The sequence below is a fragment of the Kutzneria buriramensis genome, assembly GCF_003387475.1.
Classification (GTDB): domain Bacteria; phylum Actinomycetota; class Actinomycetes; order Mycobacteriales; family Pseudonocardiaceae; genus Kutzneria; species Kutzneria buriramensis.
This window is the reverse complement of record NZ_QUNO01000029.1, coordinates 49,672-69,011: the sequence shown is the minus strand read 5'-3', so window position 1 is coordinate 69,011 and position 19,340 is coordinate 49,672. Positions and strand designations below refer to the sequence as shown.

The following is a 19,340-nucleotide window of genomic DNA, read 5'->3' as shown; positions in this document are numbered from 1 at the left end:
GTCAGCGGAAAAGACGCTGCGAACGATGCACATCACTAGACTTCCGGCCAGAGGAGGCCAGATGCGCACCATCCGCCTCGGCACGTTCAGCCCCTCCGTCCTGCTGGAGGTCGCCACCGGCGCCCTGGTCGACGCCGGCCTCACCGTCGTGGAGTCGCCCGCGCAGTCGTCGTCCCAGCAGTTCACCGACCTGTTCGAGGGCCGCCTCGACGCCGTGTTCACCAACCCCGACAACGTGCTGGCCTACCGCCTCGTCCCCGACAACCCCCTGGGCCGCACCGACGACGTCCGAATCCTCGGCGCCATCGACCGCGGCCTGGGCCTGAGCCTGTTCACCGGCCCCGCCCGCCGCCTCGGCACGTTCGGCGTCGACGTCCCCGGCTCCGGTTTCGCCTTCATCGGCTACGAACTGCTGGCCCGCGCCGGTCTCTCGCGCGACGTCGACTACCAGGTCACGACCGTCGGCTCGACTCCCCGCCGCGCCCGCGCCCTAATTGACGGTGCAATCGATTGCACCGTCCTGAACGCCGGCAACGACCTCCTCGCCGAGGATCACGGCGCCGTTCGCGGCGCCTCCGTGACCGAAATCGGCCCCTACGTCGGCACCGTCCTCGCCGCGACCGCCGACTCCTTGGCCCACAACGGCGATGACCTGTCGACCCTGCTCGACGTCGTGACCACCACCGCCCGTGCGATCCGCTCGCACCCCGCCATCGCCACCGCAGCGATCGAGCGCCGCCTCGGCCTCACCGAGGCCACCGCCGCCCGCCACCTCGCGATCCTCACCGATCCGACCCAAGGCCTGGTCACCGACAGCACCCTCACGGTCGACGACCTGCGCACCATCGTCGACCTCCGCAACCGCCACGCCCGCAGCGCCACGACTTTGACCATCGCCGACGCCGTCGCCAGCGGCCTACTGCACACCCCGCTACGCCGCTGATCGCTTCACGGCGGCACCTCTCGCCGCCCAGCCGACTCCCTGCGACCGGTATCCGACAGCCGGCCGCTCTCCGGCGTGCGATCGATTGCACAATGTAGGCATCCAGCCACTCGAAAGTGGGCATTGACCCGACGTCTACCAGCGATTTAGCGTATGCAATCGTCCGCATTCGGACGTCGCCCGAGGAGGCCATCATGAGCAGCACTCCTGACACGGCGGCCTTACGCAGGCCACTCCCCCGCACGGTCGCCACCCGGGGCCTGATCCTGATGGCGGTGTCGTTCCTGATCAACGCCATGGACCGGCAGGTGTTCTACCCGCTGCTGCCGGAGATCAGCGGCACCTACCACTTCTCGCTGTCCCAGGGCGGTCTGCTCGCCACCGGCTTCACGCTCGGCGTCGCCGTGGCCGGGCTGCCGGCCGGACACCTGGTGGACCGGTTGCCACGCAAGACAGTTCTGGTCGTCAGCATCCTGATCTACTCGCTCGGCACGATCCTCACCCCGCTCGCGTCCGGCTTCGCCGACCTGGCCGTGTACCGACTCCTGTCCGGTCTCGGCGAAGGAATGCAGGCCGCCGCCCTGTACGCGGCGTTCGGCGCGTACTTCCACCAGCGCCGGTCGCTGGCCTTCGGCGTGCTGGGCGTCGCGTTCGGCGTCGGCGTCCTGATCGGACCGATCATCGGCACCGGCCTGGCCCAGGCCCTCGCCACCTGGCGGGCCCCGTTCTACCTGTTCGGCGCGCTCGGCGTGTTGGTGGCACTGCTGATCCTCGCTACCGTCCACAAGGGACTGACTGAGTCCTCCGCCGCCATGGGCACCGCCACGCCGGCCGATCTGTCGCCGATGCCGGCCGGCCCGTACAACCGCAACACCATGCTCCTCGCCCTCGCGGCAATCGGCGGCGGCCTGGCGTTCTACGGATTCCTCGGGCTTTACCCGACCTATCTCCGCACCGTGCTGCACTTCACCGCCGGTCAGACCGCCGTCGCCACCAGCCTTGTCGGCGCGGGCGCGGCACTCTCGCTGCCCACCGGCTGGCTCGGCGACCGGATCGACCCCCGCAAGCTGCTGCTCGTCACCTACGCGGGCGTGGCGGTGTCGGCGTACATCCTGTTCAACGGCCCCGACACCCCGGCGTGGCACTACGTCTTCTCGTTCGTGCTGGCCGGATTCCTGGCCGGCTCGATGTTCACCAACGTCAACAGCACCATGAACCGGTCGGTGCGGCCGGCCCAGTCCGGCCGCGCGGCGGGCCTGTTCGTCGCGACCTACTACGCGGCCGCCGCCGTCTCCGGCCTGATCTTCGCCCAGCTGGTCGCCGCGATCGGCTGGCACGGAGCCGCGCTGTGGCAGCTCACCGTGCTGCCTGCTGTGATGGTGGTGCCACTGTGGTTCCTGGACTCACGCCGGATCCTCGGCGCGCCGCACAATCGGAGGGAATCGGCATGAGGACCTTGCTCACGGGTGGAAGTGTGGTCGCCAAGGGGCGTCCCGAGCTGCGCGATGGCGGTGACGTCCTCGTCGACGGAACCGACATCGCCGCTCTCGGTCCGGCCGGCACGCTGGCCGCCGAGCCCGTCGACAAGATCGTCGACACCACCGGCGGCATCGTCGTGCCCGGGCTGGTCAACACCCATCAGCACGACTGGTACCTCTACGGCAAGGGCCTCGGCGGCGACATGCTGCTGGAGCAGTGGATCACCGACTGCCTGTTCCCGCTCAAGGCCCAGCTGGACACCGAAGACCTGCGCGTCGCCAGCGAGCTGGCCGCGCTGGACATGCTGCGCGGCGGCACCACCAGCTCCGTCAACCACCTCGTCACCGAGACCACGCCCGAGCAGGACAAGGCCATCCTCGGGCCGGTCGCCGACATCGGCGTCCGGCAGTTCTTCGCCAAGGTCATCCGTCCCGCCGACCACGCCAAGCACTACGACGGCGCCCGCGAGGCGTTCGAGACCTGGGACGGCGCCGCCGGCGGCCGCATCCGCGTCGGCTTCGTGCTGGAGGCGACCGCGCACTGGGTAGCGATGGGCACCTGCTCGGAGGAGATGGTGCTCGGCGGGCACGCGCTGGCCGTCGAGAAGGACACGTTCGTCACCTCGCACATCGCCGGCGGCACGATGTCGCGGGAGAACGGCTACCTGAGGTTCGTGCTGGAGACCGGTCGCACCGATCCGCAGTTCCTGCACCGGCTCGGGGTCCTCGACCACCGCTGGATCCTCGCGCACACCATCAATCCGCGGGACAACGACCTCGACCTCATCGCCGCCGCCGACGCCACCGTCGCCCACACCCCCAGCTCCGAGTCCGCGCGGGGCGGCGGCATCACGCCCGTGAAACGCATGCTGGACAACGGGATCCGGGTCAGCATCGGCACCGACGGGCCGATGGTCGACCTCACCAACGACATGGTCGAGCAGCTGAAGTGGACCCGGCTGCTCCAGAACCAGCTGCACCACACGCCGTCGTCCATCGACCTCGACAAGCTGATCACCATGGGCACCGAGGACGGCGCCCGCGCCGTCGGCGTCGCCGACCGCATCGGCACGCTGGAGGTCGGCAAGGCCGCCGACATCGCCGTGTTCGACCTGACCACCCTGCACGCCGGGCCGACCGTGCACCGTCCACTGTCGACATTCGTGCACGCCGCCCGCGGCACCGACGCCCGTCACGTCATGGTCGACGGCGAGCTCCTGTTGGAGGACGGCCGCTTCACCCGCGCCACCGACCTGCACGTCGCCGAGTTGATGCGCGAGGCCGGCGAACGCGGCCGCGCCCTGGCCCGCCGCGCCGGCCTGCCCCAGCTCGTCAGTACAGATAGGCCCCTGTAAGACCGGCGCATTCCCGCCCCGTACGGGACAATGGTCACCAAGATGAAGCTCCCGGTGACGTTGCTCCTGGCTGCCGCCCTGCTCACCGTGGCGGTGGCGGTGCCGTTCGGCCCGCTGCTCGTCGTCGACCACGCTGTCGCCGACGGGCTGCACGGCTACGCCGTCAACCACCCGGCCATCACCACGGCGATGCAGACCTGGACGGACATCTGCCAGCCGTGGACGTTCCGGGCCATCCTGGCGGCCACCGCGGCATGGCTGTGGTGGCGACGCCGGCCGTGGCAGGCGGCTTGGGTCGTCACAACCGCGACAGTCTGCAGCGTAGTCGAAACCGCCCTCAAAGCGTCGCTTGGACGCGTACGTCCACACTGGACTGACCCGCTCTCGACGGCCGCCGGAGGCTCCTACCCCTCAGGCCACGCCCTCACCTCGGCGATGGCCTGCGCGGTGCTGCTGATCCTCGCCTGGCCGACAGCCACCCGGACAACCCGCCAAGCCTTCGTGGCCGCGGCCATGGCAATCCCACTCGTGACCGGATTCACGCGCCTGTACCTCGGAGTGCACTTCGTCAGTGACGTCGTCGGCGGTTGGCTGATCGCGGTCGCCCTCGTCGCGGCGACCGTGAAGGCGTTCAGCGGCGTGCGGGCTCGACGGTAGGCGCAGGCTCACCGCGCTGAACGTCCACCCGGCTCACAGCCAGGTAGCCGACAACAGCAGCAATCAGAACCGTCAGCACGACGCTCACCGCGCCGCCACCCAATCCCAGCCCGCCGACGTCAACAGGCTTGCCCAACCAGTCCGCCACGGAGGCACCGAGCGGCCGCGTGACCACGTACGCGAACCAGAAGCTGAAGATCGGGTTCCAGCGCAGCCAGCGATGGCCGACGGCGGGCACGGCGATCACCACGGCGAACAGCACGACCGACCCGAGGTAGCCCAGGTCGAAGGTCACGGCGGTGAGGTCGCCGGCGGCGGTGCCCAGCGCGAAGGTGGCAACCACGGCGGCCCAGTAGAAGAGCTCCCGGCGTGCCGAGTCGATGGTGTGCACGGACAACGTGCGCTCGACCCGGTACCACAGCAGGTACACGGCGAACAGGACAATCCCGTACAGCAGCGCGGAAAGCGTGTACGGGACGCCGAATCCGACATGGAGGACGTCCGCGGCCATCGTGCCGAACACGCCGACCATCGCCACGGCGAACCAGTACGCCCACGCCCGGTACCGGCGCATGGCGAACTGCACGACCAGCGACACGACGAAGCCGACGAATCCCAGCAGCACCGCGGGAATCGGCGACAGCGCGCTCACCAGGTAGTCCGATGCGGACTCCCCCAGCGCCGTGGACAAGCCCTTGGCGATCCAGAAGTAGGCGGTGATCTCGGGAACTCGCAGGGCGCCGTGCCGCGAAAGCAGACTTGTCACGCGGAGAGGGTGCCACACACCGGCAGTCGACTTCTACAGGGCTGTAGTACATCGACAGGAACCTCTCAGCGCCGCCACACGGCGCCCAAACACGCAAGGGGCAGGCGGTCCACATTCACCACAAACCGGACATTCGCAACCCGCCGTTCGGATGGTGCGAAGCCTACTTTCCGCCCTAAAACGGCACCGACCACACGCCTGAGGATCTGTCGCATCGGTCACACCAGTTGACCTCCCTGCCGGAAGGTTCCACCGACATGTTCTCAGGCGGAACAGCCGCCCTGGCGGCGTCCCAGGTGGCCAAGGCGGCGAAGGCCACCCAGCTCAACCAGAACGCCTGACAGCGAGATGGTGCGGCCGCCGGGAGGTGGGCGCACCACCTTGGTCGTTTTCGGGCGGTTGTCTGTCAGGCGATTCAATTTCACTTGTCACTGAAGTGATAGTGAATTACAACTGAGGGGCATCGCCGTAGTCCGGGATGGCCAGCCGGATTCCGTCGCTCAGCGCGGACTGGTGCGCCACGATGCCCGGCAGCGTGTACCGGGCCGCGGCCCAGGCATGCACCGGCGGCAGCGATCCGGCGGTCACCGCGAGCACGAAGTCGTCGGCCAGGAAGTGATGGCTGCCCTCGTGCCCGTTGGCGGCGCCGGTGAACACCGAAGGCAGCCGCGACCGGTCGTGCACGGGCGCGGATCCCGACACGAAGGCCTCCCGCAGGGCCGGGGAGACGGTGGCCAGCACGGGATCGCCGACGTCCATGGTGGACTCCGATCTCAACAGGTCGGTGATGTCCGAGACGCCATCGCGGTCCTGCCACAGGCTCACCGTCGCCAACTGCTCGAAGCTGCCGTCCGTGCCGAAGAACCGGAACCGCGACTCGCGAACCTTCCCGGGGTAGCCGACGCGCCGGAACTCGTTGGTACGGAACGATCCCCCGCCGGCGACCTCGAACAGCGCCGAGCAGTTGGAGAAGTCGTTGCCGAACTGGCTCACCGCCTTGTCGAAAACACCGTCGCCGCGGTCGTCGACCACGCCGATCGCCGACACGCTGACGGCACGCGTCGGCCACGCGCCGAGCACACCGCCGATGGAGTGCGTGGGATACAACAAAGGCGGGAAGCTGGCCGTGGACTTCCAGTTCTCGCCGCCGCTGTACCGGTACGCGTCGTAGAAGCCCTGATCCATGTCGTGCACGTAGTCGCCCTCGGCGTAGAAGAGGCGACCGAAAGCGCCCTTCGCCAACTGGTCACGCGCGTACACGGTGGCCGGGTGGTAGTAGCTGGTCTCCCCCATCATGTAGGTCAGGCCGGTCGCCGCGACGGTCTCGACGATCGCGGCGATCTCCGCCTCCGTCACCGCCATCGGCACCGACGAGTAGACGTGCTTGCCGGCCCGCAGCGCCTCGACCGCGAGCGGCCCGTGCGTCCAGCGCTGGGTGAAGATCGCCACCGCGTCGACGTCCGAATCGAGCATCGCCTCGAAGGACGGCACGGGGCCGGCCAGGTCGCACTCCGCGACCAGCCGCGCGGCGCGCTCCGGCAGCAGGTCGGTGACGACGATGTCGCCGACGCCGGGGTGCAGCCGCCACAGTTCGGCGAACCGCCCGGCGAACTGGCCGGCGCCGACGATGCCCAGCGAGAACATGGATGCCTCCTGACGTGGTGGACACCGTCGACGCTAGGTGCCTACGATCCGCGAGGTCTTCACGAATGGGAGCGGGAACTTCTTGGATCCTCAGGTCCGCACGACGCTGCGCGCCGGCTGGTCGGGCCGCCCGGCGGTGATGGGCGCCGCCCACCAGCACGACGACCTGGAGATCAACCTGGTCGCCGAGGGCGGGTCGATGCTCTACCTGTTCGGCGGCGAGCCGGTCGAGGTCGGGCCGGGCAGCGTCGCCGCGTTCTGGGCGGCGGTGCCGCACCAGCTGGTGGCCAACTCGGTCACCGAGGCGCACTGGGTGTTCGTCCCGTTCGAACGGTTCCTGGCCTGGGGCCTGCCCGACTCGCTGGTCAGCCGCCTGCTGGCCGGCATCCCGCTCATCGCCCCGACCGCACTGGCCACCGACGCCGCCAACTTCGCGCAGTGGGCCGCCGATCTCGACAGCGACCAGCCCGAACGCCAGCACATCGCGATGCTGGAGGTCGAGGCGCGGGTGCGCCGGCTCGCGCTGGCCACCGTCGGCGAGCCGGTGCGCCAGTACTCCGGCTCGGACCCGACCCTGCGCCAGGTCATCGCCATGGTCCGGCACATCGCCGAGCACTTCCGCGATTCCCTTGCCGTGTCGGACATCGCCGACGCCGCAGGCCTGCACCCCAACTACGCCATGACCCAGTTCCGACGCGTCATGGGCACCACCGTCGTGGACTACCTGACCCAGCGCCGGCTGGCCGAGGCCCGCCGCCTGCTGATCACCACCGACCTGCCGACCGCCTCCGTGGCGGCGGAGTCCGGCTTCGGCTCGGTCAGCCGGTTCTACACGGCCTTCAGCGCGGGATGCGGTGTGCCGCCGGCGACCTTCCGCCGCGAACACCGTTTCCGGAAGCGGTAGACCTCCAGCGCTCTCGAGGTTCCAGAATGATCGCCATGGGGAACGAGAGCTGGTCGTACCGGCGGGCGCTGCGCGACGGAAGGGTCGGCGCGCTGCTGGCGGGCGACGCCGTGTCCAATGTGGGCGACGGGGCGGTCATCATCGCGCTGCCGCTGCTGACGTTGCGGATCCACGGCGCGGTGCCGGCGCCGCTGGCGATCTCCGCGGTCGAGGCGTCGCCGTACGTGCTGGCCACGGCGCTGGCGTTTGCGATGGGGCTGACCAGGCTGCGGATCCCGCCCCGGGCGCTGATCATCCTGGATTGCCTGCTGCGCGGCGGTGTTCTCGTCACGCTCGGGCTGCTCGCGATGGCCGACGCGATCACGCTGCCCGTGCTGATCGGGGCGCTGCTGGTCGGCTCGGTGTTCCGGATGGCCGGCATGAGCGCCCGCCGCCTCGCGCTGACCGCGATGGTGCCGCCGGAAGGCCGCCTGGCCGCCAACGGACTGCTCGGCACCAGCACCAGCCTCGCCCTGTACACGGTCGGCCCGCTGGTCGGCGGAATCCTGACCGCCGTGAGGAATCCGGGAATCGCGCTGCTCGGGGCCGGCGCCAGCCTCGTCGTGCTGCTGGCCGCGGCGGTGTTCGTCATCCCGTCGAGCGACGGCTCGGTCGAGGGCGAGACCATTCCCGCATCGGGCCTGCGGATCCTGCGGCAGGTCCCGGTCACGGCGCGGCTGCTCGTGGTGGTCTTCGGTTTCAACCTGTTCTACATGCCGGTGGAGGTCGTGCTGCCGCTGCTGGTGCGCGGGCCACTGCACGGCGACGGCGTGTCGCTGGGCCTGATCTGGACGGGTTTCGGCGTCGGGGCGCTGATCGGCGCGGTGCTGACCACCGCGCTGCGGCGGTTCGCCGAGCAGAAGGTGCTGGTGTCGATCATCGCCGGCTGGGCGGCGGTGGTGCTGTTGCTGATCATCGCGCCGTCGGTGCCGTACGCGGTGGGGGTGTTCTTCCTCGGCGGCGTGATCTACGCGCCGTTCACGCCGGTCGTCTACACGGTCGTGCAGGCGGTCCTGAAGCCGGAGGAGCAGCAGCCGGTGATCACGTTGTGGGGCGCTGGCTCCGCGCTGGCCGCACCGGTCGGCCTCGCGCTGGCGGGGCCGCTCGTGCAGGGCGTCGGCACGCTGGGCGGGCTCGTCGTCAGCGCGGTGTTGACCATCGCGCTCGCGCCGCTGGCGGCCGTCGGTCTGCGCCCCAGGGTCGAGGCGCCGGCCTGAGTGATCGCGCGTTTCGCCAGGCCGGCAGCGGTTAGGTTGCTGGCCTGGAGGGATCACCGCCATGGGAACGTTCGTCGTGATCGGGTCGACCGGATCGGCGCGCCGCGTGTGCGCCGGCCTCCGGGAGCACGAACACGACGTCATCCACCTGCACAAACCCGACGACCGGACGCTGCGGGCGGCGCTGGTCGGCCAGGTCGACGGCGTCGCCGTCCTCTCGCACGACGACCTGGTGGTCCTGCGCTATGCCATGGCGGTGGCGCACATCAGGCCGTCGGTGAGGTTGCTGGCCTCGGTGTTCGACCGGGCCATCGCCCAGGAGCTGACCGCGCTGCTGCCGGCGTCGACCGTGGCCTCGCCCGGCGATCTCGCGGCCGGCACGCTGGCCGGGCTGTGCCTCGAACCGGACGCGTTGGCCGTGCACCACAACGACTCCGGCGCGGTGGTGCTCCGACGGCACGAGTCCGGGGCGACCTGGCAGCCATGGGAACGCGGCCGGCGCTGGGAATCGGCCTGGGGCGTGATCGCCGGCCAGTTGCGGCCGCAGGACCGGGCGACCCGGATGCTGTTCGTCGGCCTGATCGGGCTGTCGGTGGTGTTGACCGCCGACTGGACGTGGCAGACCGCGGTCGACGGCGAGGACGCGGCGTCGGCGGTGTTCAACGCCACCAGGGTGATCGCCGGCGTCGGGCCGGCCATCGCCGACCCGCCGGACGCCAGCTACCAGGTGCTGGCCGGGCTGGCGATGCTGGCGACGATCGGGTTCACCGCGCTGCTGACCGCCGGCCTGGTGGACCGGGTGCTCGGCCCGCGCCTGACCAACATGGTCGGCTTTCGCACCGTGCCGCGCCGTGGTCACGTGATCGTGGTCGGGCTGGGGCAGGTCGGCCTGCGGCTGTGCCAGGAGTTGCGGGCGCTGGGGATTCCGGTGGTCGGCGTCGAACGGAACCCGAACGCCCCGAACCTGCGGCTGGCCCGGGCGCTGCGGATCCCGGTGGTGCTGGCCCACGCCGACGACCGGGCCGTGCTCGAACGCCTCCAGCTGCCGAGGGCGATCGCCCTGGCCGCGGTCGCCTCCCGTGACACCGAGAACATCGCCGTGGCGGTGACCGCGCACGCCGTCGCCCCGTCCGTACGGGTGGTGCTGCGGGCCGGCGACAACGAGGCGATCGCGGAGACCCGCTCCCTGCTGCCGCTCGGCCGCACCTGCGACGTCACCCGGCTGTCCGCCACCTTCGTCACCACCTGGCTGCTGGGCCGGCAGCCCCGCTCCGTCGCCGCCGACGACGCCCATGACCTGGTGGACCTGCCGGGGCAGGGTTTCCAGGCCTGGGCGCCGCCGGATGCCGAGCACTGCCCGCACCTCCCAGGCGACGCAGGCTCGGTGCACTGGTTAGACCGCGCCTCGCGGGCGTCCTAGGACCGCCGGGACGGTCAGCAGCAGGACCACGAGCATCACCGCGAAGGCGGTCAGGCTCGCCACGTGGAACCCGGTGACGAAGGCGTCGCGGACCTGGCCGAGGTCGGTGGCCTGCTTGAAGCCGTCGACCCATGAACCGGTGGAGGCGCCGACTTCGTGCCGGTAGACCACGGTTCCGACGGCACCCAGCACGACCAGGCCCAGCGCGATGCCGATCTCGTTCGCGGTCTGGGCGAACGACGCGGCGGAGCCGGCCCGCTCGGGCGGCGCGTGTCCGATGACGTCGTTCATCAGGAACGGGAACGCCGCGCCGATGCCGCCGGTGGTGAGCACGGTGCCGCCGACGAGCGGGGCGAGACCCGCGGGAGCGGCCGGGACCAGCGCGAACAGGGCGAAGCCCGCCGCCATGACGCCCATGCACACCGCGACGATCCGGGCCGGCGGCAGCCGCCGGCCGAGCCACGGACCGAGGTTGGACGCGGCGATCATGCTCAGCATCTGCGGCAGCAGCCACAACGCCGAGGTCAGCGGGGCCAGACCCAGCACCGATTGCAGGTAGAACGACACGAACAGGGACGTCCCGCTCATCACCAGCGCGGTCAGCAGCAGCACCCACATCGTCCGGGCCACGCCCGGCCGGCGGAGCAGGCCGAGGTCGACCAGCGGCTGGTCGAGCCCGTTCTGCCGCCGCACGAAGATCACCCCGAGCACGACACCGACGCCCGCGGCGACCACGGCCGTCACGTTGAAACCGCTGTTGACCAGCGACTTCAGCGCGTAGACGACGAGCAGGATCGACGCCAGGCACAGCGCCGCGCTGCGGAGGTCCAGACGGCCGGGATCGGGCGCCTTGAACTCCGGCAGCACGCGGGGCGCCGCGACCACGGTCAGCAGCATCACCGGAACGCCCATCAGGAACACCGAGCCCCAGCCCCACCGCTCGATCAGCACGCCGCCGACCAGCGGGGCCACCGCCATGCCGGTCAGGAAGCAGGTCATGTACGCGCCCATCGCGGACACCGACGCCTTGGGGTCGGGGTAGATCCGACCGAGCAGCGCCATCGACGCGGGCATGATCGCGGCACCGGCGACGCCCATCACGGCCCGGGTCGCGATGATCATCCACGGCGCGACGGCGAACGCCGCGACCGCCGAGGCCAGCGCGAACACCGCCGCGCAGATGATGATCAGCTTGCGGCGGCCGATCCGGTCGCCGACCGTGCCCATGGTGATCATGGTGCCGCCGACCATGAAGCCGTAGATGTCGTTCATCCACAACAGTTCCGTGGGCGACGGGTTCAGGTCCGCCGCCATCCGCGGCAGCGCGACGGCCAGCACGCTGATGTCGATGGCGATCAGCAGCGACGGCAGCGCGAGCAGCGCCAGCGCGACGCGCGGATTCCGAGCGGGCGCGAGGATCATGACGTCTTCCTGGTGAACGTCTGGTGCACGACCCCGCTGGGCGAGGACACCGTCTCGATGTCGAACCGCTCGTCCAGGCCCTCCAGCCCGTCCCACAGCCTGACGCCGCGGCCGAGCACGATCGGCACGACCACCACGTGCAGCAGGTCGACCAGATCGGCCGCCAGGAAGTCACGGACCACGGTCGGGCCGCCGCCGATCCGCACGTCCAGGCCGTTGGCGGCCTTCTTGGCCTCGGCGAGCACGTCCTGCGGCGAGGCGTCCCGGAAGTGGAACACCGTGCCGCCCTCCATCTCCACCGACGGCCGGACGTGGTGGGTGAGCACGAAGACCGGGGTGTGGAAGGGCGGGTTCTCGCCCCACCAGCCGCGCCACGACTCGTCCTCCCACGGCCCGCGCTGCGGCCCGAACTTGTTCCGGCCCATGATCTCGACGCCGATCCCCGGGGACCAGGCCTCGGCCATCGCGTTGTCCACGCCCCGGCCGCCGCCCGTGCCGAGGCCCAGCTGCTCGCGGGTCATCGCGGTCTCGAAGAACCACTCGTGCAGCCGGTGCCCCGCGTGCCCGAACGGCGCGTCCATCGACTGGCCCTCGCCGGTGGCGAAGCCGTCCAGCGAGATGCAGAAGTTGTGCACCCGGACCAGCTGGTCCCGTGACGTCGTCATGCCTGCCCCTTCCCTACCTGCGGTTTCACAGACACGTCGGATGAGGAACGCGGTTTTCGACGTCGAGACCGGATCAGTGCTACATGTGATACAGGTCACAGCACTGCCGATGCCGACGGTGTCTTCGGCTCGTTCGTCGCGGAGCTCAACTTCAGCCGCAGGCACAACCTCCACCGAGGACGGCAACCGCCTGGCGACTGTGCTACCTATGCTGCCGACACAGCACAGTCACGCCGGCTGTCACAACCAGGGGAACGCAAGTGAACACCGCACGCGTCCGACCTCACGTGGCCCGGGTCCTGGAACAGACCCGAGCCGTGGTGCTCGACTCCGACGCGCTCTGCGAGCTGCTCAGCCCCGACCAGGCACCGAGTGTCGCCGAGGCCATCCGCGGCCAGATTCTCGCGCGTGGCCACAAGATGTCAGTCTTCGGGCACCTCAACAACAATCCCCTGTCGATGGTGGTCTACGCACACGGCCTCGGCCCTGCCGACGGCGCCGGCGCGGAACAGATCCTGCGCGCCGCCGAACTGTCAGCCGCAGCGACCGCGACGATCGCCCCGGAAGCACTCCAAGTGATCAACGCTTGCCGGTCCAGCGGCAGGAGGGTCGCGCTGGTGAGTGCCCATTGCCCTGAGGCGGTGGAAACAGTTCTCACCCTGTCCGGCCTTCGACCGTTGGTGGGTCCGGTAATCGGGCGCGGTCCCATCACCACCACGTGGAACTTCCACACCATCAGCGATCTGCTCCGCGTGACGATGCTGGAGATGGGCGAGCAACCGGCCGACTGCGCCGTAGTCGGCCTGTCCGTCGCAGCGACGTGGGCCGCGCAGGAGGCCGGCGCCCATGGCATCGGCGTGGTCAACAAGCTCGTGAACCGCAAACACCTCGCCAAATTCGGGGCGGTGGTCGTCGCATCACTGCCCGCCCTCGCCGCCGCACTCACCACGGTCCACCCAACGCCGCTGTGACATCTGGTTCCTCCGGGACGCCGGCCTCACCGGGTCAGCTCGTACAGGGAGTTGAACGGGTTGTCCATGGCGACCCGGCCGACCGCCGAGAAGCCGGCGCGGGTGGCCAAGTCGCGCAGCGCGGGCTCGGGCAGTCCCAGCGTGCCGAGGCCGGCGCCGTCCTCGGCCAACGAGGTCGTCATGCAGTAGAGCAGGCTGAACCCGTAGAGCAGCGCGGCGATCGGGCCGACGTTCTCGGCGGGGTCGGCGGAGCAGTTGATATCCAGGCAGAGGTAGCGGCCGCCCGGCCGCAGGCCCTCGCGGATCGAGTGCAGCAGGCCGAGCGGGTCGACGGCGTCGTGCACGACGTCGAACGTGGTGATCACGTCGAACTGCTCGGGCAGCCCAGCGGCCGCATCGCACGTCTCGAAGCGGACCCGGTCCTCGACGCCGTCCTGCTTGGCGTTGCGCCGGGCCGTCTCGATGGCGGCCGCCGACACGTCGTAGCCGACGAAGGTGGCGTCGGGGTACTCGCCGGCCAGCGCGATCACCGCGAGGCCGGCGCCGCACCCGACGTCCGCGACGTGACCACCGGCGCGGAGCTTCGCCTCCGTCTCGGGCACGCGCGGCAGCCAGTCCTGCACGAGCAGGTTCCGGTGCCACTGGGCGGTGAACCGGCTGGTGCCGGCCGCGACGTCGGGGTGCAGGTGCTCGGCGTGCACGCCGCCGCCGACCCGGAACGCGCCCAGGACCTCGTCGTAGCGCTGCACGGCGCCGAGCAGCTCCTGGTGCAAGCCGCCGAAGAACGCCGGACCGGGTTCGGTGGCCAGCGTCGGCACGTGCTCGGCCGGCAGGGTGTAACGCCGGTCGGACTCCTCGTAGGTGACGTAGCCGGCGGCGTACATGCCGCCCAGCCATTCGCGGACGTACCGCTCGCTCAGCCCGGTGCGGCCGGCCAGCTGAGCGCTGGTGGCCGGGCCGTGCGCGGCCAGGTCCTTGAACAGGCCGAGGCGGTCGCCGAACGCGGCCAGCACGGTGGTCGCGGCGGCCGCGGTGTCGGTCAGCACCCGTCCGGTGAACTCGGCTGCCTGCTGCTCGTCCATCGTCTTCTCCCGTCGATTGTGGACTCTCGACGGGAAGGCGTGCGCCTAGAATGAACTCGGTGTTCATCGCGAATGAACACCGGAACGGCGGCTCCGGATGGACCACGGATCGACTGTCCCCAGGGTTGTGGTCGGCCGCGAGGAGGAACTCGCGACGCTGCGGTCCGCGCTCGACCGGGTCCGCGGCGGGGCCGGCGAGCTGGTGCTGGTCCGTGGCGAGGCCGGCATCGGCAAGAGCACCCTGGTCGAGGCGTTCTGCGACGAGGCCCGCAGCCAAGACCTGGCGGTGCTGGTCGGCGCCGGCTGGGACGAGGGCGGCGCGCCGACGTACTGGCCGTGGGTCCAGGTCATGCGCCGCGCGGCGGCGGTCGGTGCGGCTCCGGTGATCGACGGGTTCGGCGCGGCGCTGTCGCCGCTGTGGCCGGGCGCGGGCGAGGCCTCGGACCGGTTCTCGCTGTACGAGGCGGTCACGCTGGTCCTGGACTCGGTCGCCGACACCGCGCCCGTGGTCGTCGTGCTGGAGGACCTGCACGCGGCCGGCTGCGCGAGCGCCCTGATGCTGGAGTTCGTCGCCCGGCACTGCCGGCACACCCGGCTGCTGCTGGTCGCCACCTACCGTGACGCGGAGGCCCGCCTCGATCCCGAGCTGTCCACAGTGGTGGAACGGCTGGCGGCCCTCGCGGTCGTGCTGGCCCCGCGGCCGTTCACCCGGGCCGAGGTCGAGGCCCTGATGTCCGGGGCGCCGGCCGACCTGGTCGACCAGGTGCTGACCCGGACCCAGGGCAATCCGCTGTTCGTCACGCACGTGCTGCGTCAGCTCGATTCCGACATCCCCGCCGGGCTGCGGCAGGCGGTCCGCGGGCGCGCGGAGCGGGTCGCCGGCGTACCAGCGGCGCTCGACGTCGCGGCCGTGCTCGGCGGGGAGATCCGCGTCGGGTTGGTGGCCGACGTGCTGGAAGCCTCTCCCGACGCCGTCGCCCAGACCTTCGAGGAGGCGGTCAGGGCCGATCTGCTCGGCAGGGCCGAGGAGGACCGGTACACGTTCACGCACTCCCTCGTCCGCGACGTCCTGTACGACGGCCAACGAACCACCCACCGGGCGGCGCTGCACCTGGCCGTCGGGCGCGCGCTCGCCGCCGATCCGCACGTGGCCGCGCCGACGTTGGCCCGCCATTTCCTTGCGGGCTGGCCGGTCGGCGGAGCCACGGAGGCCGTGCGCTACGCCACCGCGGCCGGCGACGGGGCCGTCGCGGCGCTGGCGTACGAGGACGCGGTCGCGCACTACCGGCAGGCGATCGTCGCATTGGGACGGTCCACCGAGGACACCGCGGAGGAACGGGTCGACCTCCTGCTCGCACTGGTTTCGGCGTTGCAGCGGTCCGGGCGGCTGGCCGAGGCCGGCCACGAAGCCGACCTCGCCGCGGAACTGGCTGCGCGCCTGGACGATCCGGAGCGGTACGGGGCCGCCGCGTTGCTGCGCGCCGAACACCTCGACTTCAACGCAGTCGACGAGACGGCCATCGACCTGCTCCACCGGGCGGACCGCGCCTGGGCCGGCGCCGCGACGCCGACCAGGGGCCGGGTGCTGGCGCGGCTCGCGGTCGCCTCGACGCTCGCCGACCGCAAGGCCGCCGCCGACCACGCCCTGGCGGCGGTGTCGGTGGCCGAGGCCTGCGGCGATCCGTCGACCCTGGCGGTCGCCCTGTCCGCCCAGCTCTACGTCGCCTGGGGCGAGCACGAACCGCACGAGGCGCTGGCCGCCGCGGCCCGGATCGGCGATTTGGGCCGGAACGCCGACGACTCGGCCCTGACGCTCGACGGCGAGATGTGGCGGCTGGTGTTCGCCCTCGAATGCGGCGACCTCGACCAGGCCGGCGCCGTGCTCGTCGAACTGGACCGGATCGCCGCCGACCTGCGCCGGCCGACGGTCCTGCACCTCGCGCTGTCCCGACGGTCGACGCTGCGGGCGCTGCGTGGCCGGCTGTCCGACGCCCGTGACCTCGCCCGGGAGGCGTGGGAGCTCGGCCGACGTTGCGGGCTGCCGGACGCCGACGCGGTGTACTGGGGCCAGCTGTTCTCCGTGTGGCGCTTCGGCGGCCTGGACGAGGACGACGCCGCGCACATGGAACGAATGCTGGTCGAACTGGTTGAGCACTCGCGGCTGCGTGCCGCGCACGAGGCGGCCCTGGTGCTCATCCTGATCGACCGGGGCGAGCACGACGACGCCCGCACGCGCTTCGCCCGGATGATCGCCGAGCTGCCCGACCTGCGGCACGACATGGTCTACGTGTGGACGCTCTCCCTGCTGGCCTCGGGCGCAGCGGCGCTCGGCGACCGGGACGCCGCGGCCGTGCTCTACCCGGCGCTCACGCCGTTCGCCGGACGGTTCGCCGTCCCGGCCGGCGCCGTCAGCTGCCTGGGTTCCGTCGAGCTCAGCCTGGCACAGCTGGCCGCGCTCACCGGCGACGACGAGGCCGCGCGGCAGCACTTCCAGGCCGCCGTGACCGCGCATCGCGAGGCCGACGTCCCGGCCTGGCTCGCCCTGTCCTGCCTGGAGTACGCCACATTCCTGGGCAATCGAGGCCAGCAAGCTCGGTCGATGGCCGACGAGGGCGAGCGGCTGGCCCGCGTGCACCGTCTTCCCGCGCTGCTGACCGGTCGGACCGAAGCCGACGCGATCACCATGGCGCGTGAGGGCGACGTCTGGACCGTGCGGCAGGGAACGGTCGTGGTGCGGCTGCCGCGCAGCCGTGGACTCGCGCACCTGGCGGAGCTGATCCGCAATCCCGGCCAGGACATCGCCGCGGAGCAGCTGGTGGGCCTGCTCGCCGGACCGGGTGGCACCGTGCCCGATCTGGACGTGCACGCCGGCAGCACCTCGGACGTCGTGCTCGACGCCACCGCGCGGGCCGCCTATCGCCGCCGGCTGCGCGACCTGGACGAGGAGATCGACGAGGCGGCGTCCTGGCACGATCCGGAACGCAAGGCCGGCCTCGAGGTCGAGCGGGATTTCCTGGTCCGCGAGCTGGCGGCGGCGGTGGGGCTCGGCGGTCGCCCGCGCCGGCTGGGGTCGGACGCCGAGCGTGCCCGGGTCAACGTCACCCGGGCCATCCGCACGGCGATCCGCCGCATCGCGGACCAGGCGCCCGAACTCGGCGCCACCCTCGACGCCGCCGTACGCACCGGCACCCACTGCCGCTACGAGTGCGCGCCGTGAGCGACCTGCGGCTGGCCGAGGTGGTCGCGGCCCTGTCGCTGGGCGTCGACCTCGGGTTCGGCCAGCCGATGGAGCACGTGCTGCGGGAGTGCCTGATCGCGCTGCGGCTGGCCGACCGGGTGGGGCTGCCCGACGAGGACCGGCTGTCCGTCTACTACACGGCGCTGCTGGTCAACGTGGGCTGTCATTCGGACGCGCACGAGCAGGCGAAGTGGTTCAGCGACGACATCGCCTTCAAGAGCGGCAAGTACGAGCACGAGCTGGGCAGCCTGTCGAACGCGCAGGCGACGCTGCGGCTGTTCGGCGCCGGCCAGTCCATGCTGCACCGCTTCCGGCTCGGGCTGGAGTTCGCCGTCTCCGGTCGTCGCGACTTCGGCGAAATGATCAACAGCCACGCCCGCCTGGCCCGCATGCTCGCCGAGCAGCTGGGGTTGCCGGACGTGGTGCAGGAGGCGGTCGGGGCCTCGTACGAGCAGTGGGACGGCAAGGGCTGGCCGGGCCGGCTCAGCGGCCGTGACGTGCCGATCGCCGCCCGGCTGACGCAACTGGCCGAGTTCACGGAGGTCGCGCACCGGGTCGGCGGCGTGGCCGGCGCGGTGCGGCTGGCGCGGGCACGGGCGGGCCGCCAGTTCGACCCGACGCTGGCGGACCTGGTCGGCGAGGACGTCTTCGACGGCCTGGACGGGCTGCGGACATGGGACGCGGTCATCGACGCCGAACCGGCGCTGGGCATGCGGATGAGCCAAGCGGAGTTCGACCGGGCGCTGCTGGCGATCGCGGACTTCGTCGACCTGAAGTCGCCGTACATGCTCGGCCACGCCCGGGCCGTCGCCGAGCTGGCCGTGGGAGCCGCGCAGCGGCTGGCCCTGCCGGTGGCGGACGTGAGCCTGCTGCGCCGGGCGGCGCTGGTGCACGGGTGGGGGCGGCTGGGCGTGTCGAATTCGATCTGGGACAAGCCCGGGCCCCTCGGGCTGGGTGAGCTGGAGCGCGTGCAGCTGTATCCGCACCTTACGGAGCGGATGCTGCGGCAGTCGGCGGTGCTCGCCCCGATCGGCGCGGTCGCGGCGCAGTGCCACGAACGGCTCGACGGCTCGGGGTATCCGCGGCAACTGCCCGGCGCGGCGATCTCGCTGCCCGGCCGGATCATCGCGGCGGCGCAGGCGTACCGGACCAAGATCGAGGAGCGGCCGCACCGGCCGGCGCTGCGGCCGGCCGAGGCGGCGGCATTCCTGCGGGCAGAGGCCACGAGCGGCCGGCTGGACGTGGGTGCGGTGGATGCCGTGTTGGAGTCCGCCGGGCATCGGGTGCCGCGCACCGTGACCGGGCCGGCGCGGCTGACCCGGCGCGAGATCGACGTGCTGCGGCTGCTCGCCCGGGGGCTGCCGACCCGTCAGATCGCGACGCGGCTGGCCATCTCGCCCAAGACCGCCCGCAACCACGTCGAGCACATCTACGCGAAGATCGACGCAACCAACCGGGCCACCGCCAGCCTCTTCGCGATGCGCAACGGTCTGCTCGACGACTAGCTATGGGGCAACTGCCTCATGTCCACGGCGGCGA

The 19,340-nt window shown here is 71.3% G+C and carries 15 protein-coding genes; 10 read left to right on the top strand and 5 right to left on the bottom strand.

What is annotated here, in order from left to right; all coding sequences use genetic code 11:
* Window positions 1–61: 61 nt before the first annotated feature.
* The 4 genes from BCF44_RS50110 to BCF44_RS50095 all read left to right on the top strand — a co-directional run bounded on the left by BCF44_RS50110 (window position 62) and on the right by BCF44_RS50095 (window position 4,433).
* Window positions 62–943, top strand: a complete 882-nt coding sequence (locus tag BCF44_RS50110; RefSeq protein ID WP_116181666.1) for an ABC transporter substrate-binding protein — start codon at window positions 62–64, stop codon at window positions 941–943.
* 194 nt (window positions 944–1,137) lie between these two features.
* Window positions 1,138–2,394, top strand: a complete 1,257-nt coding sequence (locus BCF44_RS50105) for an MFS transporter (protein ID WP_116181665.1) — start codon at window positions 1,138–1,140, stop codon at window positions 2,392–2,394.
* Complete coding sequence (locus tag BCF44_RS50100) at window positions 2,391–3,776, top strand: amidohydrolase family protein (RefSeq protein WP_116181664.1); 1,386 nt, start codon at window positions 2,391–2,393, stop codon at window positions 3,774–3,776. Before BCF44_RS50105 ends, BCF44_RS50100 begins: the two co-directional genes overlap by 4 nt.
* Before the next feature lie 54 nt (window positions 3,777–3,830).
* Window positions 3,831–4,433: a phosphatase PAP2 family protein gene (locus tag BCF44_RS50095; RefSeq protein WP_170218182.1), complete on the top strand. Its 603-nt coding sequence runs from the start codon at window positions 3,831–3,833 to the stop codon at window positions 4,431–4,433.
* On the opposite strand, the gene BCF44_RS50090 is transcribed toward BCF44_RS50095, so the two are convergent.
* Complete coding sequence (locus tag BCF44_RS50090) at window positions 4,408–5,199, bottom strand: COG4705 family protein (protein ID WP_246016270.1); 792 nt, start codon at window positions 5,197–5,199, stop codon at window positions 4,408–4,410. The genes BCF44_RS50095 and BCF44_RS50090 overlap by 26 nt on opposite strands.
* A 447-nt stretch (window positions 5,200–5,646) precedes the next feature.
* Window positions 5,647–6,843, bottom strand: a complete 1,197-nt coding sequence (locus BCF44_RS50085) for a Gfo/Idh/MocA family protein (protein ID WP_116181662.1) — start codon at window positions 6,841–6,843, stop codon at window positions 5,647–5,649.
* A gap of 82 nt (window positions 6,844–6,925) precedes the next feature.
* Between BCF44_RS50085 and BCF44_RS50080 the strand changes: the two genes are divergently transcribed.
* The 3 genes from BCF44_RS50080 to BCF44_RS50070 all read left to right on the top strand — a co-directional run bounded on the left by BCF44_RS50080 (window position 6,926) and on the right by BCF44_RS50070 (window position 10,423).
* The gene (locus BCF44_RS50080) at window positions 6,926–7,747 is read left to right on the top strand and encodes a helix-turn-helix domain-containing protein (protein ID WP_116181661.1); all 822 of its coding nucleotides are present in this window, start codon (window positions 6,926–6,928) and stop codon (window positions 7,745–7,747) included.
* 35 nt (window positions 7,748–7,782) lie between these two features.
* On the top strand, window positions 7,783–9,003 hold the full coding sequence (locus tag BCF44_RS50075) for an MFS transporter (protein ID WP_211353613.1): 1,221 nt from the start codon (window positions 7,783–7,785) through the stop codon (window positions 9,001–9,003).
* A 61-nt stretch (window positions 9,004–9,064) separates the two neighbouring features.
* Window positions 9,065–10,423: an NAD-binding protein gene (locus BCF44_RS50070; protein ID WP_116181659.1), complete on the top strand. Its 1,359-nt coding sequence runs from the start codon at window positions 9,065–9,067 to the stop codon at window positions 10,421–10,423.
* Here the strand turns inward: BCF44_RS50070 and BCF44_RS50065 are convergent.
* Both BCF44_RS50065 and BCF44_RS50060 read right to left on the bottom strand, forming a co-directional pair.
* A complete protein-coding gene (locus tag BCF44_RS50065) occupies window positions 10,397–11,845 on the bottom strand; it encodes an MFS transporter (protein ID WP_116181658.1) in 1,449 nt (482 codons plus the stop codon). The genes BCF44_RS50070 and BCF44_RS50065 overlap by 27 nt on opposite strands.
* The gene (locus BCF44_RS50060; protein WP_116181657.1) at window positions 11,842–12,510 is read right to left on the bottom strand and encodes a dihydrofolate reductase family protein; all 669 of its coding nucleotides are present in this window, start codon (window positions 12,508–12,510) and stop codon (window positions 11,842–11,844) included. Before BCF44_RS50060 ends, BCF44_RS50065 begins: the two co-directional genes overlap by 4 nt.
* 317 nt (window positions 12,511–12,827) lie before the next feature.
* Here BCF44_RS50060 and BCF44_RS50055 point away from each other — a divergent pair, with 317 nt between their 5' ends.
* Window positions 12,828–13,481: an HAD family hydrolase gene (locus BCF44_RS50055; protein WP_147328985.1), complete on the top strand. Its 654-nt coding sequence runs from the start codon at window positions 12,828–12,830 to the stop codon at window positions 13,479–13,481.
* Window positions 13,482–13,507: 26 nt separating this feature from the next.
* On the opposite strand, the gene BCF44_RS50050 is transcribed toward BCF44_RS50055, so the two are convergent.
* Entirely contained in the window at window positions 13,508–14,563 is a 1,056-nt protein-coding gene (locus BCF44_RS50050) for a class I SAM-dependent methyltransferase (protein WP_116181655.1), read from the bottom strand.
* Between the two features lie 97 nt (window positions 14,564–14,660).
* On the opposite strand from BCF44_RS50050, the gene BCF44_RS50045 reads away from it, so the two are divergent.
* Window positions 14,661–17,780 carry an ATP-binding protein gene (locus BCF44_RS50045; protein WP_116181654.1) on the top strand — a complete coding sequence of 1,040 codons (3,120 nt, stop codon included), beginning with the start codon at window positions 14,661–14,663 and terminating at the stop codon, window positions 17,778–17,780.
* Complete coding sequence (locus tag BCF44_RS58870) at window positions 17,777–19,306, top strand: HD domain-containing phosphohydrolase (protein WP_281283255.1); 1,530 nt, start codon at window positions 17,777–17,779, stop codon at window positions 19,304–19,306. Before BCF44_RS50045 ends, BCF44_RS58870 begins: the two co-directional genes overlap by 4 nt.
* Window positions 19,307–19,340 lie beyond the last annotated feature (34 nt).